This is a genomic window from Subsaximicrobium wynnwilliamsii, from assembly GCF_007997225.1.
Lineage (GTDB): Bacteria > Bacteroidota > Bacteroidia > Flavobacteriales > Flavobacteriaceae > Psychroserpens > Psychroserpens wynnwilliamsii.
This window is the reverse complement of the sequence record NZ_VORM01000008.1, coordinates 147,014-172,266: the sequence shown is the minus strand read 5'-3', so window position 1 is coordinate 172,266 and position 25,253 is coordinate 147,014. Positions and strand designations below refer to the sequence as shown.

Annotated in this window: 22 protein-coding genes and 1 pseudogene; 11 read left to right on the top strand and 12 right to left on the bottom strand. The window is 40.3% G+C overall.

The genetic code is table 11. The features are described 5' to 3' along the window. Window positions 1-681: 681 nt before the first annotated feature. From lgt to xerA, 3 genes are all read right to left on the bottom strand, one after another. Window positions 682-1,512 (bottom strand): prolipoprotein diacylglyceryl transferase, encoded by an 831-nt coding sequence (gene lgt, locus ESY88_RS09555; RefSeq protein WP_006987059.1) that lies wholly within the window; start codon window positions 1,510-1,512, stop codon window positions 682-684. A 358-nt stretch (window positions 1,513-1,870) separates the two neighbouring features. Continuing rightward, window positions 1,871-2,128 (bottom strand): hypothetical protein, encoded by a 258-nt coding sequence (locus tag ESY88_RS09550; protein WP_147089848.1) that lies wholly within the window; start codon window positions 2,126-2,128, stop codon window positions 1,871-1,873. 55 nt (window positions 2,129-2,183) lie between these two features. After that, a complete protein-coding gene (gene xerA / locus ESY88_RS09545) occupies window positions 2,184-3,365 on the bottom strand; it encodes a site-specific tyrosine recombinase/integron integrase (protein WP_147086264.1) in 1,182 nt (393 codons plus the stop codon). A gap of 124 nt (window positions 3,366-3,489) precedes the next feature. Here xerA and ESY88_RS09540 point away from each other — a divergent pair, with 124 nt between their 5' ends. The 7 genes from ESY88_RS09540 to ESY88_RS09510 all read left to right on the top strand — a co-directional run bounded on the left by ESY88_RS09540 (window position 3,490) and on the right by ESY88_RS09510 (window position 10,937). Continuing rightward, window positions 3,490-4,191, top strand: a complete 702-nt coding sequence (locus ESY88_RS09540; protein WP_147086265.1) for a S24 family peptidase — start codon at window positions 3,490-3,492, stop codon at window positions 4,189-4,191. 325 nt (window positions 4,192-4,516) lie between these two features. Next, on the top strand, window positions 4,517-5,926 hold the full coding sequence (locus tag ESY88_RS09535; protein WP_147086266.1) for a type III PLP-dependent enzyme domain-containing protein: 1,410 nt from the start codon (window positions 4,517-4,519) through the stop codon (window positions 5,924-5,926). A gap of 182 nt (window positions 5,927-6,108) precedes the next feature. Next, window positions 6,109-7,053, top strand: coding sequence for an agmatinase (speB, locus tag ESY88_RS09530; RefSeq protein WP_147086267.1), 945 nt, complete (start codon window positions 6,109-6,111; stop codon window positions 7,051-7,053). Beyond that, a complete protein-coding gene (locus ESY88_RS09525; protein WP_147086268.1) occupies window positions 7,046-8,017 on the top strand; it encodes a deoxyhypusine synthase family protein in 972 nt (323 codons plus the stop codon). Before speB ends, ESY88_RS09525 begins: the two co-directional genes overlap by 8 nt. A 219-nt stretch (window positions 8,018-8,236) precedes the next feature. After that, complete coding sequence (locus tag ESY88_RS09520; protein WP_147086269.1) at window positions 8,237-9,769, top strand: carbon-nitrogen hydrolase family protein; 1,533 nt, start codon at window positions 8,237-8,239, stop codon at window positions 9,767-9,769. A gap of 34 nt (window positions 9,770-9,803) precedes the next feature. Continuing rightward, window positions 9,804-10,133, top strand: a complete 330-nt coding sequence (locus tag ESY88_RS09515; RefSeq protein ID WP_147086270.1) for a hypothetical protein — start codon at window positions 9,804-9,806, stop codon at window positions 10,131-10,133. 456 nt (window positions 10,134-10,589) lie between these two features. Beyond that, the gene (locus ESY88_RS09510; RefSeq protein WP_147086271.1) at window positions 10,590-10,937 is read left to right on the top strand and encodes a hypothetical protein; all 348 of its coding nucleotides are present in this window, start codon (window positions 10,590-10,592) and stop codon (window positions 10,935-10,937) included. Between the two features lie 128 nt (window positions 10,938-11,065). Here the strand turns inward: ESY88_RS09510 and ESY88_RS09505 are convergent, their stop codons facing one another. The 5 genes from ESY88_RS09505 to ESY88_RS09485 all read right to left on the bottom strand — a co-directional run bounded on the left by ESY88_RS09505 (window position 11,066) and on the right by ESY88_RS09485 (window position 16,080). Continuing rightward, entirely contained in the window at window positions 11,066-11,662 is a 597-nt protein-coding gene (locus ESY88_RS09505) for a hypothetical protein (RefSeq protein ID WP_147086272.1), read from the bottom strand. Between the two features lie 87 nt (window positions 11,663-11,749). Next, on the bottom strand, window positions 11,750-13,174 hold the full coding sequence (locus ESY88_RS09500; RefSeq protein ID WP_147086273.1) for a glycosyltransferase 87 family protein: 1,425 nt from the start codon (window positions 13,172-13,174) through the stop codon (window positions 11,750-11,752). A gap of 256 nt (window positions 13,175-13,430) precedes the next feature. After that, a complete protein-coding gene (locus ESY88_RS09495) occupies window positions 13,431-14,921 on the bottom strand; it encodes a cellulose synthase family protein (protein WP_147086274.1) in 1,491 nt (496 codons plus the stop codon). Next, window positions 14,918-15,613, bottom strand: a complete 696-nt coding sequence (locus tag ESY88_RS09490) for a glycosyltransferase family 2 protein (RefSeq protein WP_147086275.1) — start codon at window positions 15,611-15,613, stop codon at window positions 14,918-14,920. Before ESY88_RS09490 ends, ESY88_RS09495 begins: the two co-directional genes overlap by 4 nt. Next, a complete protein-coding gene (locus tag ESY88_RS09485; RefSeq protein ID WP_147086276.1) occupies window positions 15,613-16,080 on the bottom strand; it encodes a toxin-antitoxin system YwqK family antitoxin in 468 nt (155 codons plus the stop codon). Before ESY88_RS09485 ends, ESY88_RS09490 begins: the two co-directional genes overlap by 1 nt. Before the next feature lie 182 nt (window positions 16,081-16,262). Here ESY88_RS09485 and ESY88_RS09480 point away from each other — a divergent pair, with 182 nt between their 5' ends. Both ESY88_RS09480 and ESY88_RS09475 read left to right on the top strand, forming a co-directional pair. Next, window positions 16,263-17,144, top strand: a complete 882-nt coding sequence (locus ESY88_RS09480; protein WP_147086277.1) for a hypothetical protein — start codon at window positions 16,263-16,265, stop codon at window positions 17,142-17,144. A 24-nt stretch (window positions 17,145-17,168) separates the two neighbouring features. Beyond that, window positions 17,169-18,170 (top strand): fasciclin domain-containing protein, encoded by a 1,002-nt coding sequence (locus ESY88_RS09475; RefSeq protein WP_147086278.1) that lies wholly within the window; start codon window positions 17,169-17,171, stop codon window positions 18,168-18,170. 613 nt (window positions 18,171-18,783) lie between these two features. Here ESY88_RS09475 and ESY88_RS09470 read toward each other — a convergent pair. From ESY88_RS09470 to ESY88_RS09455, 4 genes and pseudogenes are all read right to left on the bottom strand, one after another. Next, entirely contained in the window at window positions 18,784-19,080 is a 297-nt protein-coding gene (locus tag ESY88_RS09470) for a hypothetical protein (protein WP_223270786.1), read from the bottom strand. Window position 19,081: 1 nt separating this feature from the next. After that, window positions 19,082-19,330, bottom strand: a pseudogene (locus ESY88_RS09465) (type II toxin-antitoxin system antitoxin SocA domain-containing protein); the annotation flags it as partial. Between the two features lie 412 nt (window positions 19,331-19,742). Then, on the bottom strand, window positions 19,743-21,335 hold the full coding sequence (locus tag ESY88_RS09460) for a 4Fe-4S binding protein (RefSeq protein ID WP_147086280.1): 1,593 nt from the start codon (window positions 21,333-21,335) through the stop codon (window positions 19,743-19,745). Window positions 21,336-21,474: 139 nt separating this feature from the next. Further along, window positions 21,475-22,779: an NAD(P)/FAD-dependent oxidoreductase gene (locus ESY88_RS09455; RefSeq protein WP_147086281.1), complete on the bottom strand. Its 1,305-nt coding sequence runs from the start codon at window positions 22,777-22,779 to the stop codon at window positions 21,475-21,477. Between the two features lie 207 nt (window positions 22,780-22,986). Between ESY88_RS09455 and ESY88_RS09450 the strand changes: the two genes are divergently transcribed. Further along, window positions 22,987-23,694 carry a DUF547 domain-containing protein gene (locus tag ESY88_RS09450; RefSeq protein ID WP_147086282.1) on the top strand — a complete coding sequence of 236 codons (708 nt, stop codon included), beginning with the start codon at window positions 22,987-22,989 and terminating at the stop codon, window positions 23,692-23,694. Window positions 23,695-23,956: 262 nt separating this feature from the next. Further along, window positions 23,957-24,961 carry a glycoside hydrolase family 113 gene (locus tag ESY88_RS09440; protein WP_147086284.1) on the top strand — a complete coding sequence of 335 codons (1,005 nt, stop codon included), beginning with the start codon at window positions 23,957-23,959 and terminating at the stop codon, window positions 24,959-24,961. Window positions 24,962-25,253 lie beyond the last annotated feature (292 nt).

The window sequence follows — 25,253 nt, the reverse complement described above, 5'->3', positions numbered from 1 at the left end:
CCATCAGACACATAATTCCAACAAATAAAAGTCCAGTTAAAATTGCTGACACAATTCTAAATTTCCAATTAAGTTTTATCATTTTATTTCCTATCTCCATAAAGTTTGGTTTTTATGCACTACAACGCTCTTGAGTATGATTAGTTGCGCGTCTCAAGCAGTAAATTTAGCAAATAAAAACGAACTAGCGAATCCACGAGGATTTTCGGAAGAAGAACAGGCCAAGCAATTAATTATACGCGATGTTGTGAAAAGTGGCCTGGAATTATTGTGTTTTGTTGTTGTTTTCCCTGAGATAGTGCGATTGAGTGAGTTCCGCCGTTCCCAAAATCCGCGAACTACTTGATTCCGTTCGAGTGGGAAATTCCGTATGAGTGAGCAATTCCGCAATACGATTTTACTCAGAGTGGATTTGATCAATTCAAGATACCGCCAACTTTTCTGATTTTGTAATTCCGTTTTTCATTTATGGGACTGGATTAGAAATCCGAAATAAAAATTCCGCGACCGTGAAAGGAATAGTTTTTTGAATTCCGATTGTCTAGTTCTGAGTGAATTCCGCCATTTTTTACAACGTTTATGTATATGAGCTGTGGCGTGTTTCAGCACGAACCTCTCCAAATATAAACTAACTTTTGGAAATCCATAAATTTTCCAAATAGGCACAGACCAAGCCATAGCTTATATACTGTGTTGTACACTGGGCTTTTTCCTCGCAAGTATTAAAATCAGTCCGATAATTATAAAAGGAACGCTCAAAATTTGTCCCATATTAATTAACATTCCGCTTTCAAAATCGACTTGATTTTCTTTAAAAAACTCGATTATAAATCTTGCTAAAAATATCAATACTAATGCTAATCCTAAAATCAGTCCGTTAGATTTTTCCTTTTTCTTCTTATAGATTAGCACCAATATCCCAAATATTAAAAGATATGAAAATGCCTCATATAGTTGAGTTGGATGTCTTGGTATTAAATCATCTCTTTGAAAAACTACTCCCCAATTTCCATTTGTTGGTTTTCCATAAATTTCAGAGTTCATAAAATTCCCAAATCTGATAAAGGCCGCAACTATTGGTGCAACAATTGAAATTTTGTCTAAAACCGATAAAAAATTTGTTTTATACTTTTTACAATAAATTCCGATTGCTATTAACACTCCAATTGTTCCTCCGTGACTTGCCAATCCTTGAAATCCGATGAATTGATAAGAATCGCCAATTTTTTTAATTGGTAGTAAAATTTCGAGTGGATTTGCAAAATAGTATGAAGGGTCATAAAACAAACAATGTCCAAGTCTTGCTCCTAAAAGTATTCCAACAACAACGTAAATAAATAACTTGTCTAAATTTTCGATTGGTATATTTTCTTTAGCGTAAATACGCTTCTCAACATAAAATGCTAAAAGGATACCAATCATAAAAAACAAGCCATAATATTTCAAAGGAAAAGATTCTGTTATCCAAAAAATTACTGGGTCAAGATTCCAATTTATAATTCTATCGTTCATTCGTTATCGTGAGTTTTTTCAGCCTTGTGTACAACGTTAGGTATATGATACGTTGCGTGAATTAGTATTAACCTTATAAATTAGCAACATCTAACGATTATCGCTATAACTTTTTGATAAGCGATTAGTAGCAATGTATTATATACGGTGTTGTACAATGTTTTTTTATAATTTTATAATTCAGTTATTATGTCAAATATTTATAATGTTTCAGATGAAATTTCGTTCAGTGATTTGTTTAAATTATCAGAACTAAAACTAAACGAGATTAGTGAGTTAAGTCCTTTAATTAATGATATGTACAATAAAAGGCACATTTTAAAGTCAGTTGGTATAGATATTCAATTCAAGGGAAAATCTATAACCGAACTTTATTCTTGAATTTGTCACAACAAAAATTAGTCAGTTCTATTTTTTTGTCGTCATTAGTATTTAACGATATAATTATAGTTCCTTTAGAGTTGTCTTTATGAATATCACATTGGATATTTTTATTTTGTTCTAAAGCTGACGATTTAAGTTCTTTTAATATTGCATCTACCGTAAGGTTTGAAATTTCTCCAAGTAAACTTTTATTTTTTGGAGGATATTTTAATTCAACTGTAATGTAATTCATATAGTTAGTGTTTTAAATATTGTACAACTAGTTATATGTCAACAAATATATGTGTTTAATTGTAATTTCCACGGGATAAACCAATGTTTGCCTCGTTTTTATCCGCATCGCGCAGCTGCTGTACAGCAACATCCAAAGGGTTGCTTATCTTCATTAAATCCTGGCGCCTTACGTGGGTGTAAATCATCGTGGTCTCCGGTCTGGAGTGACCCAACAGCGTTTGGATGTATCTTATGTCAACGCCGTTTTCAAGTAAATGTGTGGCGTAGCTGTGCCGCAAGGTGTGTGGCGTGACGTGCTTGTAAATGCCAGCCAACTTGCAGTTGCGTCTTAAAAAGGATCTTATGCTTTCAGCACTGTAACCCTTGCCGCGTTGGCCTTCAGCAAAATAATACTTCGGTCGGTAACTCATTAAATAATTGGAGAGTAGAGGTAAAAAACTTTCAGCCAAACCCACGTAGCGATCCTTGCGGCCTTTACTGTTTTTTACAAATAGCTGTCGCCGCTCAATGTCAATGTCGGTCAATTTTAAATTCAATAATTCACTTATGCGCAAACCACAAGAATAAAGGAGTGCCAAAATAGCACGGTGCTTGAGATTTGTGGTGCGCTGTAGCAAGCGTATGAGCTCTTGCTGCGAAATCACGCTGGGCAAGGATCTTGACTTGTTGGGCCGCGTTAATTCTAAATTTTCAATCTGCGTGCTGGGTTCAAAAACAGTGAAGAGTTTCATCGCACTAATAAACTGGCGCTGGGTGCTAATGCTGTAATTGCGCTTTATAAACACACTTTCAATGAAAAGCTCCACATCGCGATTGCTGAGAGCTGCTAAGGGCTTCTCCTTTTGGAATTCAATAAAATCAGCAACATAGACACTGTAGGTTTTTATGGTGCTCGTGCTGTAGCGCTTGCCCTTTAAATAGCTGTAGAAATTATTGAGGAGTTCCTTTTGAGGCGCTGATAAACTGCGAGCAGCTTTGATTTCGGGTGGCTTCGCAATGATGCTTTGAAGTTTTGAAACGATCTTGAGATCCTGCTGTTCACTATTTTTTAAATGAAGCAAAAGAGCATCGCGATTGCGTTGGGTGTGCTCGGCATACCAGCTGCGTTTCGTTCGGCTCCATTTCACAAAAGACATTTTTTTCATGAGTGCAATCAGCGCATTGTCATATTCAAAGCGTATGGCAATGCAGTCTTTTTTGTTGTGAACCATTGTATTTAAAGTGATAATAGCCATATAATTCTGTTTTAAAAGCCGCCCAAGGCCAAAATCGGCAAGCCCCAAGGCTCGCTTTTTTTTGATTACTTTTGACGACGTACAAGATCAAATATAGATAATATATTGACCAATAACTATCGACGTGGCTTATAAGTTTACCAATATAAAGGAGCGCGCCTTGCATGTCGCAAAAATCCATGAACAGTCGTATCAGGATTTCTGTGCGGCCATAGGCATGAGTTATGCGAGTTTTAAGGGCTCGGCAAAAAACAGACCTTTGAATTCTGATGCTATAGGGAATATATTGACCACCTATCCTAAAATCAATGCGGAATGGCTTTTAACAGGAGCAGGCCCAATCTCGCCCGAATCAACCCTCAATGAGCCCTACCAAACTTATAAAACGTCTAAACCTACCGAAAAACCTGAAGTTGCTATCCCGCTCTATCGCCTCGAGCCTGGAGAGGCTTTGGCCGATCTGCTTTCAAATGCTTCAGCCATCAAACCCATAGACAGCATTAAAATCCCCAACATCCAAGCTTGCGATGCTGCACTTTATATCACCGGCAATGCCATGAGCCCTTTGCTTAAAACTGGCGATATTGTGGCTTACAAGCAAATAACAGACTTCCCCGATGATATTTTTTGGGGCGAGTTGTATGTCTTGAGCATTGCATTGGCCAATGAGGAATATATAAGCGTCAATCAGGTGCAAAAGTCTGAGTTGGGTGTGAAATACATTAAATTGCTTTCACAAAATGAACAGTTTGAGCCTAAAGACATTCCGCTAAGAAAGCTGCGTGCCATGGCTAGGATAAAGGCCATTATTAGAGTGCTGGGGTAGTAAAATCAATCGCTCACAAAAAAAACGCGGGGATAGGTTTAAAAATCAATGGGTTATTCGATTTTTAGATCTGGCAGCGACACTCAAAAAATTAAGATGGAATTCGGTTTTTTCAGAATATTTTCAGTTCATTTACAGCTTCAAAAAAATGCCGTTCACACTGCTGCTAATCCCTTGATTGCGTCTGGGATGCCTGTGTTTTTTATATCTAAAAAATCATTATGTTAAATGCAGTATTTTATATAATTTTGAATTTTTAAAAAATTAATCTTATTTTAAGTCAAATGCCTATTTCAGTTTGTACTTTTAAATTTAAAACCTTTAGATGAATACTAAATATATTGACCTAATTAGCCAAACCTTCGATTTTCCACAGGAAGAATTCAAGTTGGAAGACAAAACATTGGAGTTTCATGGCATCGATTTAATGAAGTTGGTTGAAGACTATGGTGCGCCATTGAAGTTCACCTACCTTCCGCAGATTTCAAACAACATCCACCGGGCTAAAAAATGGTTCGAAAAAGCCATAAAAGACAATGGCTATGAGGGTAAATACAACTATTGCTACTGCACCAAAAGCTCGCATTTTAAGCATGTTTTGGACGAAGCGCTCAAAAATGACATTCATATTGAAACCTCTTCCGCTTTTGACATCGATATTGTTGAGAAATTAAAGTCGGAAGGCAAGATCACTAACGATACTTACGTCATTAGCAATGGCTTTAAACGTGCCCAATACGTGACCAATATCGCCAGGCTCATCAATAATGGGCATAAAAACGCCATTCCCATCATTGATAATATGGAAGAAATTGAATTGCTTTCTGAAGAGATCAAGGGCAAATTCAAGGTCGGGATCCGTATTGCTTCAGAAGAGGAGCCAAAATTTGAATTCTATACTTCGCGATTGGGAATTGGTTATAAAAATATTGTGCCTTTCTATAGAAATCAAATTCAGGATAATGAACAGGTAGAGCTTAAAATGCTTCACTTTTTCATTAATACCGGGATTCGTGACAATGCGTATTATTGGAATGAACTTGCCAAATGTCTCAAATTGTACACCAGCCTCAAGAAAGTGTGTCCTAGTTTGGATAGCTTGAACATTGGCGGCGGCTTCCCAATTAAAAATTCACTGGCCTATGAGTTTGATTATCAGTATATGGTCGATGAGATCATTCACCAAATCAAGGCGGTTTGTGAGATGGAGGAAGTAGATGTGCCAGATATTTTTACTGAATTTGGTAGCTTTACCGTCGGCGAAAGTGGTGGTGCCATCTATGAAGTGCTGTATCAAAAACAGCAAAATGACCGTGAAAAATGGAACATGATCAACTCCTCGTTCATCACAACCCTGCCAGATACCTGGGCCATCAACAAACGGTTTATCATGTTGCCAATCAACCGCTGGTACGATTCGTATGAGCGTGTGCTTTTGGGAGGATTAACCTGTGACAGTGATGATTATTACAACAGTGAGCAACACATGAACGCCATTTACCTGCCCAAATATAATAAGGAGAAACCCTTGTATATCGGCTTTTTCAATACGGGCGCTTATCAAGAAACCATTGGTGGCTTTGGTGGTTTGCAACATTGCCTAATCCCCTCTCCAAAACACATCTTGATCAATAAGGATAAAGACGGAAACATCACCACAGAAGTCTTTGCTGAACAACAAAAAAGTGAGGATCTGCTTAAAATATTGGGTTATAATACTGAAGCAGTGAAGTAAATGAAGGCTTCAAACTTGAATATGGCACGTATAGAAACGATAGTACATTTGAAATAAGCTGAAGCCATCTTTTGATTTTGATTGCATCTGAAGGGTTTTTCAACCCGTTAACCGCGGTGCTTCTGGGGAAGCTAAAGAAACACCAAAATAATTTTTGTACGTTAAAACAACACCTTTATAAAATGAACACTAAAACCTACGCTGGGATCGAAGACCAGTATTCTAAGTTAGACACTTCTAAAATTGTACTCATTCCTGTACCTTATGATGGGACTAGTACATGGCAAAAAGGTGCCGACAAAGGCCCTGAAGCTTTCTTGAATGCTTCGGAAAACATGGAACTCTATGACATTGAGACCAAGACCGAAGTCTACAAGCAAGGCGTTTTCCTGGCCGATGCCATTATCGAAAATACCTCGGCGGAAGCTGTTGTGGATGCCGTTCATAAAACGGTAAAAAAGTACATCAAGCGCAATAAATTTGTCACTACCTTTGGTGGCGAACATTCCATTTCCATTGGTACCATTCGCGCCTTTAATGAATGTTTTGATGATCTTACCGTGTTGCAGATTGATGCGCACGCCGATTTAAGAAAAACCTATCATGGCAGTAAATGCAACCATGCCTGTGCGGTTTATGAAGCGAGCCAAACCACCAATTTAATCCAAGTGGGCATTCGCAGTATGGACGTGATGGAAACCACCGTCATGGATGAGGAGAAAACCTACTTCGCCCATGAAATGGCTATGGACGAGACTTGGATGGACTCTGCCATCGACCAAATGACAGATAATGTGTACATCACTTTTGATCTCGATGCTTTAGATCCTTCCATCATGCCTTCTACAGGCACGCCTGAGCCTGGAGGTTTATTTTGGTACGAAACACTGGATTTTATTCGCCAGGTTTTTGAAGAGAAAAACGTGGTGGGTTTTGATATTGTGGAGCTTTGCCCTAATCCTGAAGAGAAGTCTTCAGATTTTGTTGCGGCAAAATTATACTATAAAATGTTAACTTATAAGTTTTTAAACGACAACGCTGCCGACGATTACGAGAATAATTTTAAAGAATCCAAAGGAAACACCAATAAGATTTCCAAATTCAATAATGAAGAAGACCATGAGTAAAGGACATATTTCACAATTTATAGAAAAATATTATCTGCATTTCAACGCAGCAGCTCTGGTAGATGCTGCCAAGGGCTATGAGGCGCAGTTGGAGTCTGGCGCAAAAATGCTGGTGTCTCTTGCGGGTGCCATGAGTACCGCAGAGTTGGGTAAGATTTTTGCCGAAATGATTCGCCAGGATAAAGTACAAATCATCTCCTGCACAGGCGCCAACCTAGAAGAAGACATCATGAACCTCGTCGCGCATTCACATTACAAACGGGTTCCCAATTACCGGGATCTAACGCCCCAAGATGAATGGGATTTGTTGGAAAAAGGCCTTAACCGGGTAACCGATACGTGTATTCCTGAGGAGGAAGCCTTCCGAAGAATCCAAAAACACATCGTAAAAATCTGGCAGGATGCTGAAGCCAAAGGCGAACGTTACCTTCCGCATGAATACATGTACAAATTATTGCTTTCTGGCGTTCTGGAGGAGCACTATGAAATTGATCTTAAGGATTCATGGATGTACGCCGCTGCTGAAAAAAATCTGCCTATCATTTGCCCAGGTTGGGAAGATAGTACCATGGGGAATATCTTTGCAAGCTACGTGCTCAAGGGAGAATTGAAAGTAAGCACCATGAAATCGGGTATCGAGTACATGACCTTTTTGGCAGAATGGTACACTGAAAACTCTAAAAATGGCATCGGCTTTTTCCAAATTGGAGGCGGTATTGCTGGCGATTTCCCAATCTGTGTGGTGCCAATGCTCTATCAAGATATGGAACGTCCAGAAACACCGTTTTGGAGCTATTTCTGCCAAATCAGTGACTCCACAACCAGTTATGGGTCGTACTCTGGAGCTGTGCCAAATGAAAAAATCACTTGGGGCAAGTTAGATATAGACACACCAAAATTCATCATTGAAAGTGACGCCACCATCGTGGCACCTTTGATTTTTGCGTATCTTTTGGATATGTAGATGAGAATTAAGATGCTTAGAATTAAGTATTAATGCATCCTTAGGGCCCCGCAGAGGTCAATTAAACGAATAGAACTAAAGTTAGCTATAGATTGAAGATTAACCTCTAATATCTAATACCTAGTACCTAGTACCTACAACCTACAACCTACAACCTACAACCTACTACCTACAACCTACTACCTAATACCAAATACCTAGTACCTAGTACTAAAACCTATGGAAGAACAGAAAATTGAAAATATAGAATTAGAATACCTCAATGTTGATGATTTTAAGGAATTAAAAGCAGCGACCTTGCAGTCTTACGATGGCATGCTCAATTCATTTTGGGAAAAACACCACGTAGAGCGCCTGACCACGATTTTCCCGAAAGGGCAGGTCGTTATAAAAATCGATGGTAATATTGCGGGCTGCGCCTTGTCGCTAATCGTTGATTCTGCCATGTTGGAAGACGATCACACCTATGCCGATATTGCAGATGATGACAAGTTTAAGGCCCATACCTCACGTGGCGATACCCTATATGGTATCGATGTGTTCATTAGGCCAGAGTTTAGAGGCCTGCGCTTGGGAAGGCGTTTGTACGATTACCGCAAGGAACTTTGTGAGGAGTTGAACCTAAAGAGTATTGTTTTCGGCGGAAGGATGCCTAACTACCACAAATTCAAGAATGAATTAACGCCTAAGCAATACATCGAAAAGGTCAAGCGGAAGGAAATCCACGACCCGGTGCTCAATTTTCAAATTTCGAACGATTTCCATCCGGTGCGTATCATTAAAGGTTATTTGGAAGGCGATACCCAATCCAATGAATATGCGGTCTTGATGGAATGGGATAATATTTATTATACCAAGAAAAACAAGAAAGCCACTACCGTAAAAACCGTGGTGCGTTTGGGCTTGATCCAATGGCAAATGCGTAGCTACAGCGGTCTTGAGGATTTAATGGAACAGGTGGAATATTTTGTGGACAGTGTCTCGGCCTACCGATCGGACTTTGCCTTGCTGCCAGAATTTTTCAACGCGCCGTTAATGGCCAAATACAATCATTTGCACGAGCCTGAAGCCATTAGGGAACTGGCGAAATACACGGCGGTCATCATTGAAAAACTGCAGCAATTATCCATTTCCTATAACATTAACATCATTTCGGGCAGTATGCCAGAACTGGTTGGCGATAAATTGTTAAACGTTGGTTATCTTTGCAGAAGGGATGGCAGTTTGGAACGCTACGAGAAAATCCACGTCACACCAGATGAGGAAAAAGTCTGGGGCATGCAAAACGGGAGTAAATTGCAAACCTTTGATACCGATTGTGGTAGAATAGGCATCCTGATTTGCTATGATTCTGAATTTCCAGAACTTTCCAGATTGCTGGCAGATGAAGGCATGGACATCCTTTTTGTGCCCTTCTTGACCGATACCCAAAATGGCTATTCGCGAGTGCGCATCTGTGCACAGGCGCGTGCCATTGAAAATGAGTGTTATGTTGCCATTGCAGGCAGTGTTGGTAATTTGCCAAATGTGAATAATATGGACATCCAATACGCGCAATCTGCAGTGTTTACGCCCTGTGATTTTTCGTTCCCAAATAATGGCATCAAGGCCGAGGCAACCACAAATACCGAGATGATCTTGGTGGCCGATGTCGATTTGAGCCTTTTGAGGGAGTTGCATAACTTCGGGGCAGTAAAAAATTTGAAAGACAGAAGAAAAGATTTTTATAACGTGATAAGAGTTTCAGAATAAATAATATATTTGAAGCCTTAATAGCATTTTTAATATGAAGCCAAAAAACGCCAATTTAAAACGAGTCATCGTTGATTTCAAAAAACTAACGCCAGAAATTTTGGCTCTATTAGTTGAAAAATATCCCGATGGTTATGACGATGAACAGATCATCTCTTTCAAAAATGCCAATAATGAGCTCGTTGAAGCTGTTGAGGTCACTACAAAAGATACCAAATACCTTGTTAAGGTAAGTACCAAACTGGAAGTGACTATGGAGAATTATGATGAAGATGACTACGAAGCCTTCGATACAGACGATCCAGAAGCAGTGCAGGAGCCAGAAATGGATCCCGAAGATGAGATTGAAGAGGATGAGGATTAATACCTGCCAATAAACTAGTTAGCATTCAGTTCGTTCTTTCTTTTACTGAACAATATTATAAGTCAACTTTAAGAAGTTGGCTTTTTTTATACCAAACGATGTTTTTTCAGACCTGTCTGGTTCTTGAGTCCCGATAGGTCTCAGTCAAGAGTCTTGCTAAGTTGGGCCAATAAGCTTGCAGGTAGTTCATTTTGCCTATCATTAAGTTAGAATCAAGTCTAGCCTCTAGATTCTACCTTCTAGCATCTAGCTCCTAGCCTCGAGCTTCTAAAAAATCTATAAAAATGCATTACACTTAATCTAAAACACGAGTATAAACGTAAATAAGATATTCCACACGTAATTCATTGCGATGAAATTACTAAAAGCAAAATCGGACTTGAAGTGGCAAACCTCCGATGGGTTTGTTTCAAAGCAGACTCAAATGAGTTCAATTCAACATTAAAATTTCTCAACATGAAAACAAAATCAATTGCCATTGTTAGCTTATTAGTGCTGTGCTTTTTTACTTTAACTTCATTGCGTTCGGCCACGCAAGAGACGATGACCTTTGAAGGCACTTATGACGGTCACGAAGATTATGGGTATAATTTTATTGGAACAGATACCGATGATAACGAGTACACCATGACCTTTCAGGATATCGACGCCAAATTGCTGTCAAATTTCGATTTGAAATCTGAAGCCTTGGTGGGAAAAAAATTTACGGTAACCTATACCATCGAATCGGAAGTTGTTACCGATGAAGATGGCTATGACGAAGAAACTGAAACTTACAGCATCGTTAATTTGAAACAAAACTAATCTCCAAAAGATAGGAGTGTATGAAGGTCAACTTTTTAGTTGGCCTTTTTTTTGTATAAAAATGGAAGCCTGCCATTATATCCCTAAAACAAACATCTGCGTAAATCCGCGCAATCCGCGGGAACCATTCAGAAGCGAACAAAACATCTGCGAAAAATCCGCGCAATCCGCGGGAACCATTCAGAAGCGAATAAACCATCTGCGAAGATCTGCGCAATCTGCGGGAACCACTCAGAAGCAAATAAAACATTTGCGAAGATCCGCGCAATCTGCGGGAACCACTCAGAAGCGAATAAACCATCTGCGAAAATCCGCGCAATCTGCGGGAACCACTCAGAAGCGAATAAACCATCTGCGAATATCCGCCTAATCCGCGGGAACCATTCAGAAGCGAATAAATCATCTGCGAAGATCCGCGCAATCTGCGGGAACCATTCAGCAGCAAATAAATCATCTGCGAAAATCCGCGCAATCTGCGGGAACCACTCAGAAGCGAATAAACCATCTGCGAAAATCCGCGCAATCCGCGGGAACCACTCAGAAGCGAATAAACCATCTGCGAAAATCCGCGCAATCCGCGGGAACCATTCAGAAGCAAATAAAACATCTGCGAAAATCCGCGCAATCTGCGGGAACCACTCAGAAGCAAATAAAACATCTGCGAAGATCCGCGCAATCCGCGGGAACCATTCAGCAGCAAATAAATCATCTGCGAAAATCCGCACAATCTGCGGGAACCATTCAGAAGCGCATTATTCCGGTATTCTTTCAAATTCAACTTCTCCCGATAGCTATCGGGATCAAGTTCAAGTTCATTTAAAGCCCTCTTTCACTCTTTTGAAAAACAGCTCCCAAATCAAAACCCCAAACACCACAATATATTCAATCGCAATGATCAACAGATTTTCACTACTGCCAGATTCACTGCCAGTGCTGTAGGCAAAATAACTCAACATGACCACAGCGCTCCAAATTAAAGGAAACTTATAAGTAGTGAACACGCTCAAAAGCAATAAGGTTGCCAAATACCAAGGATGAACCGTGGTGCTAAAAAACAGAAAGATCGCAAAAGCAAACAGCATTTGGCCAATCAAAACCTTAGTGTCTTTTCTGCTTCGTAAGGCAGCCAGACTCATCACAGACAAAAAGACTAAAACAGCAAAGATTTTCCCGATAACAGCGATTTCATTGTAACCACTAAGCCAGAAGCCTAACTGACGAGCGAGATAATAAAGGCTAGCATTGAACTCGAAATTGTTGAACCAGAGCGCCACCGTTTCAGAATAATTATGCACAAATTCCCAAGAGAAAAATGGCGAGAAGAGTAGCAAGGTAACAGCGCCAACACTACCATAAAATGCAATTAGTTTTTTTAGTGAGATTGCACGGATTTTCAAAACCGGTATGGTCTTGTCAACCTGATTTTCAAGCTGCGCCCTTTTTTCTGGTTTCCTAAAATACCCATAAAACAAAGGCAAGAATAAAAGCGGTATCAATTTTACAGAAATGGAACAAGCAAACAAAACCGCCGCCCACCGCCATTTTCCGGCATGCAAGAGGTATAGACTCCAGATCAAAAAGAATACCATTAGCCCTTCAAAATGCAAGTTTCCGCTGAGTTCTATGATGATGAACGGATTGAGAATGTACCAAAAAATATGATGTTCGGGCAACTTCAGTTTTCGCAATAGTTTTCTTCCGAAGTATAAAGTGCCAAAATCTGCAGCAATGATAAGCAGCCTTAAAACCACCACAGACCCTAAAATACTGTGGCCGGCAAACAATGCGGCGATACTAAAGCACAACTGGTTTAGTGGCGGATAGTTGCTGAAATGCGTCGCGCTCAACTGGCCCATGCCATCGTAAAGTTGCTGAGCTTCCGCAATTGGTAAGTTGGAAGCGTTCATTACCGATTCTGGAGTAAAGAGATACGGATTGATACCTGCCAGAATCATGCGACCATCCCAAATAAAGCGGTAAAAGTCCTGTGACAAATTGGGAATCGCCAAAATAAAAAGCGCCCGAAATAGAAAGGCTAAAAGCGTTAGTAATTTGAGATTGTGCTTGGCGAACTTCAATAAAAAATAGAAAGCGACCCAAAGTCCTACATAGAGCGTGAGGAGTTTAGTGTGGTTGCTGCGCTCAAGATCGTAAGCAAAACTGAAATAAAAAGCCATACTCGACAAGGCGATGAGTATGGGGAATTTATAAAGTTTTAAAGTGTCGTACTTAAACATCGGTGTTAGGTTGAATGCCAGGTTTTTTAAAGTCCAATCCTTCGAAACTAACAAATTTTTGAAAGTTTAGAGGTTGGCCAACGCTTTAATTACTGAAATGCCATTATCACGGAGTTCAAAAAACAACTGCTCCGCTTCTCAAGGAGTCACAATCAAGTCTATGTTCTATGTTCTAGACTCTAAACTCTAGATTCTAGACTCTAGCAGTCCCGATTCCTATCAGGACGGTCTATGGTCCTAACCCATCCATATGGAACTAAACCTTCGAGGTGATCGATGTGAAAAACACATAACCAAAGCCCAAAAACAACATGAGATGGAATGGAAACAGTCCGAAATCACCACCTTTATCGCCAACCACAAACGCGCTGTAAAGTCCGAATGCGAAATAAAGCATCAAAGCACCTTCAATGAAGACGTTTATCGATAATTTTTTCCGCAGGTATTTATTACCCTTCCAAGAATCTTTTATGGAATTGATATTGAATTTTGGCGTACGCACAAATTCACTGCGTTTGCCAGAATGACCTTCTAATACCGCAATCGAATTGTGCAGTGAAAAGCCCATCGCAATTGCAAAAAAGGTAAAGAACATGCCAATATAGTTGAAGAATTTTTTGAAGCCGCTGCCATAAATCTGCTTGTACATGAACCAATAACACACAAAAAAGATGATGGTGCTAGTCACGAAGAAGCTCATGAAATAGAAATAGAAGCGTAAATGCTCGTATTCATTCTTGATGTATAACATCGGGATGCTCAAAACAGCAACTATAAAGACGTTCAAAAACATGGTGCTATTCAGCAAATGCAATAAACCGTGGATTTTGGTCTTATTTGAAATGTTATCCGATTTGACAAGCTTCCACAGCATTTTCCTAAAATTCTCAGCCCCACCTTTATTCCATCTAAATTGTTGGGAACGGGCCGCGCTAATTACCACCGGCAATTCTGCAGGCGTTTCCACATCTTCCAGATATTTGAATTTCCAGTTTTTGAGTTGGGCGCGGTAGCTTAAATCCAAATCTTCAGTAAGCGTGTCGCCTTCCCAATTGCCAGCATCGAGGATGCAGGTTTTGCGCCATACGCCAGCAGTACCATTAAAATTGATAAAATGGCCTTTACTGTTTCGCCCCACTTGTTCCAAGGTAAAATGGGCATCAAGTGCAAAAGCTTGAATTTTGGTAAGCAGTGAATAATTGCGGTTGATATGGCCCCAACGGGTTTGCACGACACCAATTTTCTCATCCTTAAAAAACGGAATGGTGCTTTTGAGCCAATTTTGCTTCGGAAGGAAATCGGCATCAAAAATGGCAATGTACTCGCCTTTGGCCACTTTGAGTCCTTCCTTGAGTGCGCCAGCTTTAAAGCCACTGCGATCAGTTCTTGTGATATGTTGTATGTCCAGTCCGGTTTTTTTCAGGGCTGCTACATGCGCTCTCGTGGTTGCGACGGTTTCATCTGTAGAATCATCCAAAACCTGGATTTCCAATTTATTTTTAGGATAATCGAGTAGTGCGATGTTATCCAAGAGGCGTTCCATCACATACATTTCGTTGAAAACCGGCAACTGGATGGTTACGAGAGGGACTTCCTCAGGGTTTTCAAAATCAAAAGTCTCACAGGATTGCTGCTTTTTTTTGGAGGATAAATAGTTATTGAGCAGATTCAATTGCGCTAGTGAGTACATGAAAATCAGTACAATAGCAATAGAATAGATGACAATAATTATTGTTTCAAGAATCATTTTTTAAAGCTGTATTTAAAAATCCAACCTAGGATTTTTGCGCCTGCAAATATAGCACCTTTTATGGTTCCTGAAACTTTTGAGACGCCTATTCTGTTTCTGTAATTTACTGGCACTTCGGTATATGATAATTTTTGTCTTATGGCTTTGAGCTGCATCTCAACGGTCCACCCATAAGTTTTGTCTTCCATTTGCAATTGCAGCAGTTTGTGATATTTAATGGCGCGAAACGGACCCAAATCACTAAACTTTGCATTGAAAAAAAGCGACATCAAAGAGGTCGCCAACCAGTTCCCAAAGATTTGCGGGAAGGTCATTGAACCCGTTTCTCTCAACGCCTTATCACGAGCACCAATTACAAAATCGATATTATCTTCTAGAATTGGAGCGATAATTTTAGTCATTTGCTCTGGGTAATCACTGTAATCGCCATCTAGGAATACCACGATGTCTGGTTTATCTGAAGCTTTTGAAATGTAATCCATGCCTTTCAAACAGGCGTTGCCATAGCCTCTTAAGGGTTGTGATAATACCGTGGCACCCGCGTTTTTGGCATTGACCTCGGTGGCGTCGTTGGAATTATTGCTAACCACAATGATCTCATCCACAAATTGCGGAATGTCTTTTATTACCAAAGCAATGGAATTTGCTTCGTTGTAGGCTGGGATGATGACTTTTATGCGTGGGCTCATTAAAATTTTAGGTTGGGATTGTCTTTTTTAAAGCTGAAATACGAGGTCCATTCTCCCGTCTTTTGATTGGAGCTGTAACGTTCCGCTTTTCTTAGGCGGCTGTCTCTATAAACCAAGGCGTAACCTTCTTTCATTCCGTTTTCAAACTGAACTTTCTGCGTTCCTTTTTCCGAATAGAAAATCCACCAATCGCTTGCTTTGTCGTTTTTAAAACGTCCTTCTTTCAGTAGCATTTTATTTTCGGAATAAAAGTACCAATACCCATGCTTTTTCCCATGGTTGAAATTGCCTTTTTTGGCAATGCTGCCATTATTATGATAATAGGTCCAGAAATCCACTTTTTCATTATTAAGCATCCAGCCTTCCGCTTGGAGTATGCCGTTGGGGTCATAATTGCGAACATAGTCTTTTTGACCGGAAGCGATTCGAAAAAAAACCAAGAGGAGAAAAGCAGATTTTAGATACATAATATAAGGATGAAGTTAGAAAATTGTTAGGATTTGAAACAGCTTCAAAGCGTTTCAATACTTATGGTTTTGGATAGTTACGAGTATTTGGGAGTTCAGGTTTTTTTAAGAGTGTTGAAACCGTGTCGAACCTTCTTCCGTAGGTAAGGCATCACTAACAATTTTATTTAAAAATGATAATTATGAAAACCAACATTACAATCTTAGCAAGTTTATGCTTGTTGATCCCGGGTCTAATCTTGGCCCAAAGCCCGGTAAGTGGCTTTATGAAAAAAGCAGGAGAAGGCGCTTTGGTCTTATCCTATTCTAATGAATCTTATGATGAGGTTTATTTAGTGCCAGAAGAAATTGATGGTGTCCCCGTCTTTAATGATGTGAGCATTTCAAGCATTTCGTTGTACGGCGAAATAGGAATCAGCGATAATTTCAACCTTGTGCTCAACCTGCCTTACATCAAGTCTGAAGGCAATGCAAGCGACGCCGTTCTAACCAATAATGGTTTTGAAAATGAACGTAAAGGCGTGCAGGATTTAAAAATCTATGCGAAATACAGATTCCTTCAGTCAAATCTGGGTAACAATACCTTGGATCTCATTGCTGCTGCCGGTTTTGAAACCCCTTTGGGTGATTACAGGGCAGATGAGGGTTTACAGTCCATCATCGCCATTGGCAATGAAGCCACGAGCTTTAACATGCTTGGGATTGCAACCTTTAAGAACAATTCTGGCGTGTTCGCTACAGGGCAGGCAGGTTACAGTTTTAAGGGCAACAATGCACCGCATGCCTTGATAAGTGAATTGAAAATAGGTTACGCAGCGTCTAAGTTTTATGTAGATGCGTTTGTGGCCAATCAATTGTCAGATAAAAGTGGCGTTGATATTTTGGGCGAAGGCTTTACTGGCTTTTTTCCTGCAACCCGTGTCAATTACACCAGAGTTGGTGTGAATGGCTATGCCCCTTTATATGGAGGCATTGGCCTTACCGCTGGCGCTAATGCTTATGTGGCTGGTAGAAACCTTGGAAAGTCCACAGGTTTTTATGGCGGACTCGTTTACTCATTTTAATCAAAACCCATTAATTATACGATTATGAAAAATTTATATACTTTGAAATATGCACTAATGTCTGTACTTGCCATTAGCTTGCTTTACGCTTGTGAGAGCAACTCCAGTTATGAAGACGAAGCGCCTTCCATAGCGAACATTGCGGTGTCCAATCCAAATTTCAGTACCCTGGAAGCCGCTGCGGTATTGGGTAATGTGGCAGTGACACTCAGCAATTCCAACCCAAACGATCCCTCGGGAGATTATACGGTTTTTGCGCCAACCAATGATGCTTTTGGCAGATTGGGATTAAATGAAAACACCTTGGGTGTGTTGCAACCAGCTTTTTTGACCAATACCTTATTGTACCACGTCTCTAACGGAAATTTAAGAAGTGATGCGATCATGGATGGCGTTGCCTCAACTTCCGCCATTGGTGTGGATAGACGTTTTGTGTCCCGAGATGGCGATCTTTATATCAATGGTTCAAAAATTTTGGCAACCGATATTATGGCCAGCAATGGTACGGTGCATGCCATCGATAAAGTGATGATTGCAACCGGCGTTGATATTGTACAGTCGGCAATTGCCCTGCAAAGTGCAAATGTATTTACAACTCCAGAATTATCTTATTTAGTAGAAGCGGTGGTCTATACCAATTTGGTAGGCGCGCTTTCTGCTTCGGAAGGCAGCCCGTCGTTTACGGTATTTGCGCCTTCAGACCAAGCTTTTATTGATTTAGGGGCTGCTTTGGGTTTGACCTTTAACGAGCCGGCTGATATTCGCCAATTGCCAGTAGATGTGGTCACAACGGTTTTATTGAACCATGTGGTTGCCAACAATGGTAAATTCACTTGTGAAATGAATCAAGGCAGCATCACGCCCTTAGGTGGGGATGCATTGACTTTGGGTGCTTTTGAAAATGGAACGATCACCGTTTCTGGTGCAGGCAGTGGAGGCGAAGTAGCCAACATGCTCATCCCCGATGTGCAAACCACCAACGGTATTGTGCATGTGATTGACAGGGTATTATTGCCTAATCTATAAAATGTATTGCGTGTTATTTAAGTGAATTGCTAAAAGCCACAGATTTCGATCTGTGGCTTTTTTAATCTCACAAGGTTTAATTCCCAGATGCTTGAATCGTTTTTCCTTTTTTTTGGAATTTGACACCTCGTATGCTTGCATCGAGGCAATTCATTTGCTGAAGGCTGAAAAGCTGTTATTTGGGTTATTATTTCATCTGCTGATTTGCGATGGATTAGGGATTGGATAATTTTTTAGGGGTGGAATCCTACGTAGTTTCTTTAGAAAACCCATGGCATATAAGTCTGATTGATTTTAAAATTCAGGACTATCAAAAAACCTTCAGTCTTCCAGAAAAATAAAAAAGCTTGCAAATTGATGGAGAAGACGATTGTTGCACTCGTGATGAAAATAGGTCTTCTAGAATGTTAGAAATCTTGTTCAGTGTGTTGAAGACTTGATGAATTTAAGAATGTTGAATCACTTAGTTTCTTAAGATTTTAAGATACTTTCGTTTAACCGACTTAGAATCACTCAAACATTCAATTACCGCTTGAAATAGTTCGGCTCTCATTTTGCCCCATATCAGATAATCTGTATGCTCAATTGGATAAATTTCTTCTAAATAGGAAACTTAATAGCTCTCTATTTGGTGTCCGTAAATATGGGTTTTGAAATCGAAGGTCTTGCCGCAATCGGTAATGATGATGTCATTAGAAAACACAAAGCAGTTGAGATTTATCAATGGAAGTTCAATACAGCCATTCGCAATTTCTTCTTTTTTTGGAACTGAATCTGTTCGTGTTGGTAAAGCAGCTAAAATAGTGAAGTCGGCCTGATTTTTTAAAACAACAACGTATTTTGGTTTTGCGGTGTTACCATTTTTATAATAGAAAGGATCGAAGTAAATTATGCGGTTTTCTTTAAACATTTCAATTCGCTTCAACAAAGTCGTTGTAAACGAGCTTTTTGCGCGCGTCGTGTTGTATCAAACTGGACTTGTCAATGACTAACTCAGTGTTGTTAATCGCCTCATTATCTAATAAACCTAAAACGGAATGTTCTATAGCTGTTTTGTGCCACGGTGAGTTTTCACGATGGGTATAATTAACAAGCTGTTTTGCCGATTGATTTCCGAATTTTTCAATAACAAAATCTAACAGATTCATATCGTTATCAGAAAATTCGTCGTCATTGAACCTAAGATGGGCTTAATTCTCAAATGTTTACGAATCAAGTCTTATGCCTGCCGGACAGGCAGGTCTTATGTCTCGCAGCGAAGCGCCTGCCTGCCGGTAGGCAGGGTCTTAAGTCTTTGTCGGACAATATTGATATGATAATTTTTCCACAATGAAAAAATACAAAAAATCACATCTTGTAATGTTAATGCAATTTTTACTTTAAGTTAAGAGCAACAGATGTGTTGTTTTCTTCGGAAAGCTTCCGTAGTTAAATCCTGTTTGAGTTCGAGTTTTCTAAATGCTCTAAACGTATAGACGCTTTCGTTACTGTAAATTTGAACCTTGAACTTCTGAAAACCGAAAACCGAAAACCGAAAACAGATAACAGATAACAGATAACAGGTACTAAAACTCATTTCTCATTAACTAAATCCATCAAGTTCACATCATTGCCCAATAAAATATCATTGGAGTTGATACGCCCTTTCAAACCATCATTTTCCAATTTCAAAACCCCTCTTGGGCACACGGCAGCGCAAATCCCACAACCCACACAACTGGAGCGCACGATGTTTTCGCCTTTTTGGGCGTAAGCTCTTACGTCAATGCCCATCTCGCAATAGGTGGAGCAGTTGCCGCAGGAAATACATTGGCCGCCATTGGTGGTAATTCTAAATTTTGAAAATAAACGTTGCTGAAATCCTAAAATTGCCGCCATTGGGCAACCAAATCGGCACCAAACCCGGTTTCCGAAAATGGGATAAAACCCAGTGCCAATCACACCCGAGAAGATGGCGCCGATTAGAAAACCGTAATATTGACGCAGGGATTCCGCTCTAAATAAAAACAAGTCGCTACCGTTAAAGTAATGCAAACCAATTAAAACCATGATAATCACAAAATAGCCAATGGCGCCATATTGGGCATCTTTAGCCAATTGCTCACGTTTAAAAATCATCACGAGCGCGAATACTATAGTGAGCAGACTGCCAACACCAATCAAAAAAGTCGATTTTGTAAGCCAATACGTGCTACTGTCTTCGCCCAAATAGGAATATACAACCGCGGTGGTCATCAAGGTCACAAAAACCACGACGCTATGCACCACCCAGCGCTCAATCTTCCAGGCGAACTGGCGTTTGTCACTCAAATGTCTAAACGAGTCGCCCGCTGTTTCGGCCAAGCCACCACAACCACATACCCAAGAGCAGTACCAGCGTTTACCGTATTTATAGGTTAAAATAGGCGTAATCACAAAAATGGAAAGTAAACCAAAGATGAGAAGTGCCAGGCCAGCGTTGCCAGCGCTTATAAAATCGTCGACACGGTATTGCTCGAAATTATAATAATTGAGAGGCCATATATTTTTTAAATCGTAATAAGGCAAACTAAAAGACTCTGAGTTTAAGCGCGACATGAACTCAGGAATCAAAAATGCAAAACTCAATTGAAAAAACATCACTGAGAAGGTTCGTAAACGTTGGTAGCTATTGTTGCGGTATTTCAATAAGAATTTATATCCAAAAACTAGAATGGCCAGGGTGTATAATGTACCATAAACAAACCACTGGCTGGCAGGATTGCCGTTTAACAATTTGCTCAAGGGATCAAATAAAGCGACAAGCCCAGTGTTTTCTGCACCCTCCTTGGCAAGGCCTAACCATTCCGCCCTAAAATATAAGAGAATGTAAAAACTGGTAAACGCAATGCCAGAAATCCAAGCCCAAATACCCCGGGATGAAATGGACTTGAACATGACGCCATCGTTTTTGATGCCTTCCATTTTACCGAGATACAAATCATTGGCAAATAAAATGGCGCCAAGCGCAATAAGTACCAATGCCGTGGTCAATGCAAGTGGACGGTATGGGAATGTGACATTAAATGCTGCAAGTGCCAATATGATAAGGCCTATCATGCCCATCGCGACATAAATGCGCTGCTTGGTGCTGAGGTCAAAAGCTTCTGGCTTGGTAAGCGACATGCTTGGGTTTGGTGTGTTCATGGTTTTTGGTTTAGACCTCACAGATTTCCATACCGATAGCTATCGGGACTGTGAGGTCTTGTTTTAGTTGTAATCCTGCAAGGTTTTTAAAACCTTGTAGGTGTGTTTTTAGTTACTATTGTTTATCGATTTCATCTTTTCAAACCCGCTGCAACACCGCTTCAAACGCGCTTTGAATGTCCTTCTCATAATGCGCATAAAACTCTGGATCAAAATTAGCCTTTTTGAGATGTGAAACTACATGATCCACATCTTGTTTTTCGGTTAGCCATTGGTCAAAAACCACTTGTTTCATTCGTATTCCGAAGGTATTGATGCCTAGAAACTGTCTACTTTCCTTGTGGTAAGCAATGGTGATGCATTTGGTGTCATCGTCATGCTTCCAATGGAAATGCTGCTCATAATCAGGTCTGCGTTTTTTTCCGAAGACCCAGCCATAGGTTTGATATTCGATATCCAAAAATTTGGCCGAGTTGAACCAATGACCAGGATTATAAGCCATCTTATTTCCACAGAGCGTTTGAGCCAAAACCTCGCCCATCATGCGCCCTGTGTACCAAACGGCTTCAATGGGAGGTCGGTTGTGTGCAGGGTCTTGCTGTTCGGCGCAATCGCCAAGGGCATAAACGTCTTTGATATTGGTTTCGAGATATTTGTTGACGATGACACCTTTATCGGTTTTGATGCCCGTGTTTTTGATCATCTCAATATTTGGGGAAACACCAGCGGTAAGCCCTACCAAATCACAAGCCAGTTCTTCGCCGGTTTCTTCTATGATAACGGACTTGACCCGCCCGTTTTCATCAGCTTTGATTGCTTTCAGGTTGGTGGATAATCGCAAATCGATATGATGGTTTTTGATATGCCGGTTGAGCATTTCGCTTTCGCCTTCCGCTAAAACACCGTTCCAAAAGCTGGATTCGCGCACGAGAAAGGTAACAGGGATGTTGCGGGAGTTGAGCATTTCGGCAAGTTCAATGCCAATCAAGCCTCCACCAACGATGACAGCACGTTTACAAACTTTATTATTAGGTGCATCGGCTTCCAATTGATCCACGTCCTGTTTGCTGTAAAGACCTTGCACACCTTTCAAATCCTGTCCTGGCCAACCAAATTTATTGACTTTACTTCCTGTCGCTACCACCAATTTATCGTAGGTCATCGTGTCGCCATCGGCAAATTTTAGCGATTTGGCATCGGTGTCAATGTGCTCAACGTAGGCCTTTTTGAGTTCGATGCGATTCTTTTTCCAAAACCAATCCTCGTAAGGCTTCGTATGTGTATAGGTCATGTGGCCCATATAAATGTACATGAGCGCGGTACGGGAAAAGAAATGCTCGGTTTCTGCAGATATAATGGTAATTTTATGATCGGATAGTTTCCTGATATGCCGTGCGGTGGTTACGCCAGAAATCCCGTTGCCAATAATAACGATGTGCTCCATTTTGAATGCCCTAGAAGTCGGGTAACTTTTAATTGTAGTCGCTTGTAAGTCGCATTTAAAGGTAAGAACTTAATTGCGATAATAATTTAAATCGAATTTAAATAAGCGGAATGAAAGTAATGGCTTCGGAAGGCAAAGTGCTAATGCGTTAATGCGAGCCCAGTTTGACATTTATTTGATGTACTGAAAATTTAAAACACAGAACTTATGAAATTATCTACGCTTTTTTTATTGCTTTTTGCGAGTTTCCAAATGGCGAAGGCCCAACCATTGAACGATTTCTTTACTGAAGCCGACCAATTTTTTAAGAGCCATGTTGCCGAGGGTAAAGTGGATTACGATGCTATTGCTAAAAAGCCTTCTGCATTGAACAAATTGATGAGTAGGGCTGATGCGATTTCAGTAAGTAAAACGAACGCCAACGCCTACAAAGCCTTTTGGATCAACGCTTATAATCTGGCCGTCATTAAAGGGGTCATCGACAATTATCCAATAAAATCGCCCTTAGACACCGATGGTTTTTTCGATAAGATCACTTATCGTTTAGCAGGTGAAAATCTCACGCTCAATGCCATCGAAAATCAAAAATTGAGGGCACAATTCAATGAGCCACGCTTTCATTTTGTGCTGGTTTGCGGTGCTATTGGATGTCCGCCATTGATTGATAAAGCCTACACACCCAAGAATCTGGAAGCACAATTAGAATCCCAAACCAAATTGGCGCTTAACAACCCGGAGTTTATCAAAGTAGAAGCCGATGCGGTACAACTTTCAGAAATTTTTAAGTGGTATAAGGAAGATTTTGTAAAAAACGGAAGTGAGCTGGACTTTATCAATCAATTCCGAAGTGAAAACATCAATCCAGAATGCAGTATTTCTTATTATCCTTATAATTGGAACTTGAATAAGCAGTGAGTTTTGCTAGATGGGCTTGAAAGTAAAGGGCGTACTTTTTAGAGGACGGAAGACGGAAGACGGAAGACGGAAGACGGAAGACGGAAGACGGAAGACGGAAGATGGAAGACTGAAGACTGAAAACTTATGACTAAAACAATTAGGTCGGTAACAGCAAGGTCTTGACATACCCTTCATACCTGAGTTTGCTTTTATAATATATTCACAAAAAGGAAGCTTAAAGAAGTTCTGTCTATTATATTTATGCAAATGGAATTTTAAGATGACTTACTTCAAATGGTTTGTGTGCTGCCTACTATTAACCGCCTGTTTTGCGAAGATCGAAACTACAGAAAAAATTGATGCTGTGAGTTTTGTCGCCTCAAGACACCCCATTGATAGCTCCCATACCAAAGCGCTGCAACCATTGAACGCCAACTACGCAGCGCTCATGCCTTTCGGGTTTATCAAGGATTTGGCACATCCTGATATCATTTATAATACCGACAGACAATGGTTTGGCGAGACCGAAGCTGGTGTGAAGCAATATGCTGAAACCCTAAGAAAGGCCAACATTAAAATTATGGTTAAACCACAGATTTGGGTATGGCGCGGCGAATTCACGGGTAATATAAAAATGACCACCGAAGCCGATTGGCAATTATTGGAGGCCGCTTACACTAAATTTATACTGGAATACGCCCATGTAGCGAAAGACATCCATGCTGAAGTATTCTGTATTGGTACCGAACTTGAAAATTTTGTTGTTGAGCGGCCAGAATATTGGGAGCAACTCATTGCAAAAATCAAAACCATCTACCACGGAAAACTGACCTATGCCGCCAATTGGGACGAGTACAGGCGAACCCCTTTTTGGGACGATTTGGATTATATTGGTGTGGATGCCTATTTTCCCGTGAGCCAAATGAAAACCCCCACGGTGGCCGATTGTAGAGCGGGCTGGCAAAAGCACAAGACGCTGCTGAAATCAATTTCTGAAGACAAAAACAAACCCATTCTATTTACCGAGTTCGGCTACCGAAGCATGGATTTCGCGGGTAATGAACATTGGCAAAGTGACCATAATATCAAAACCCTGAACCTTGAAGGACAAGCCAACGCAACAGAAGCGCTATTCGAAGAATTTTGGACGGAACCTTGGTTTGCGGGTGGTTTTGTGTGGAAGTGGCACCAAGACCATCATGAAAGAGGAGGCGATGTCGATAACCAGTTTACACCACAAAATAAGCCAGCGCAGGAAGTGATTGCTAGGTTTTATGGGAAATAGAGATTGAGTTTTTTTTTTAGGAGGTAGGTGGTAGGAATTAGGCATTAGGGATTGGGCATTAGTTTGAGACCGTAGGAATGAGGAATGAGGAATGAGGGATTAGGGATTTGGCATTAGTTTGAGGTTGTAGGAATTAAGGATTTGGTATGAGTTTTTGGCTCGTTATAGAAATTGTAAATGATGAATTCCATAATTCAACTATTTTGTTTTCACAATCAGATTATTTTGGTTTTCAAGAAGACTACTGATGCCAGCATCAAAGGCTTATAGCCAATCGATTTTATTCCGAAAT

Excerpts from the sequence above, each read along its gene's own strand:
- ESY88_RS09500 (WP_147086273.1), bottom strand. The coding sequence starts at position 13,174 with ATGTTTAAGTACGACACTTTAAAACTTTATAAATTCCCCATACTCATC.
- ESY88_RS09535 (WP_147086266.1), top strand. The coding sequence starts at position 4,517 with ATGAATACTAAATATATTGACCTAATTAGCCAAACCTTCGATTTTCCA.
- ESY88_RS09455 (WP_147086281.1), bottom strand. The coding sequence starts at position 22,779 with ATGGAGCACATCGTTATTATTGGCAACGGGATTTCTGGCGTAACCACC.
- ESY88_RS09510 (WP_147086271.1), top strand. The coding sequence starts at position 10,590 with ATGAAAACAAAATCAATTGCCATTGTTAGCTTATTAGTGCTGTGCTTT.
- ESY88_RS09475 (WP_147086278.1), top strand. The coding sequence starts at position 17,169 with ATGAAAAATTTATATACTTTGAAATATGCACTAATGTCTGTACTTGCC.
- ESY88_RS09525 (WP_147086268.1), top strand. The coding sequence starts at position 7,046 with ATGAGTAAAGGACATATTTCACAATTTATAGAAAAATATTATCTGCAT.
- ESY88_RS09550 (WP_147089848.1), bottom strand. The coding sequence starts at position 2,128 with ATGAATTACATTACAGTTGAATTAAAATATCCTCCAAAAAATAAAAGT.
- ESY88_RS09460 (WP_147086280.1), bottom strand. The coding sequence starts at position 21,335 with ATGAACACACCAAACCCAAGCATGTCGCTTACCAAGCCAGAAGCTTTT.
- ESY88_RS09480 (WP_147086277.1), top strand. The coding sequence starts at position 16,263 with ATGAAAACCAACATTACAATCTTAGCAAGTTTATGCTTGTTGATCCCG.
- lgt (WP_006987059.1), bottom strand. The coding sequence starts at position 1,512 with ATGAACGATAGAATTATAAATTGGAATCTTGACCCAGTAATTTTTTGG.
- ESY88_RS09440 (WP_147086284.1), top strand. The coding sequence starts at position 23,957 with ATGACTTACTTCAAATGGTTTGTGTGCTGCCTACTATTAACCGCCTGT.
- ESY88_RS09470 (WP_223270786.1), bottom strand. The coding sequence starts at position 19,080 with ATGTTTAAAGAAAACCGCATAATTTACTTCGATCCTTTCTATTATAAA.
- ESY88_RS09495 (WP_147086274.1), bottom strand. The coding sequence starts at position 14,921 with ATGATTCTTGAAACAATAATTATTGTCATCTATTCTATTGCTATTGTA.
- ESY88_RS09515 (WP_147086270.1), top strand. The coding sequence starts at position 9,804 with ATGAAGCCAAAAAACGCCAATTTAAAACGAGTCATCGTTGATTTCAAA.
- xerA (WP_147086264.1), bottom strand. The coding sequence starts at position 3,365 with ATGGCTATTATCACTTTAAATACAATGGTTCACAACAAAAAAGACTGC.
- ESY88_RS09520 (WP_147086269.1), top strand. The coding sequence starts at position 8,237 with ATGGAAGAACAGAAAATTGAAAATATAGAATTAGAATACCTCAATGTT.
- speB (WP_147086267.1), top strand. The coding sequence starts at position 6,109 with ATGAACACTAAAACCTACGCTGGGATCGAAGACCAGTATTCTAAGTTA.
- ESY88_RS09485 (WP_147086276.1), bottom strand. The coding sequence starts at position 16,080 with ATGTATCTAAAATCTGCTTTTCTCCTCTTGGTTTTTTTTCGAATCGCT.
- ESY88_RS09490 (WP_147086275.1), bottom strand. The coding sequence starts at position 15,613 with ATGAGCCCACGCATAAAAGTCATCATCCCAGCCTACAACGAAGCAAAT.
- ESY88_RS09450 (WP_147086282.1), top strand. The coding sequence starts at position 22,987 with ATGAAATTATCTACGCTTTTTTTATTGCTTTTTGCGAGTTTCCAAATG.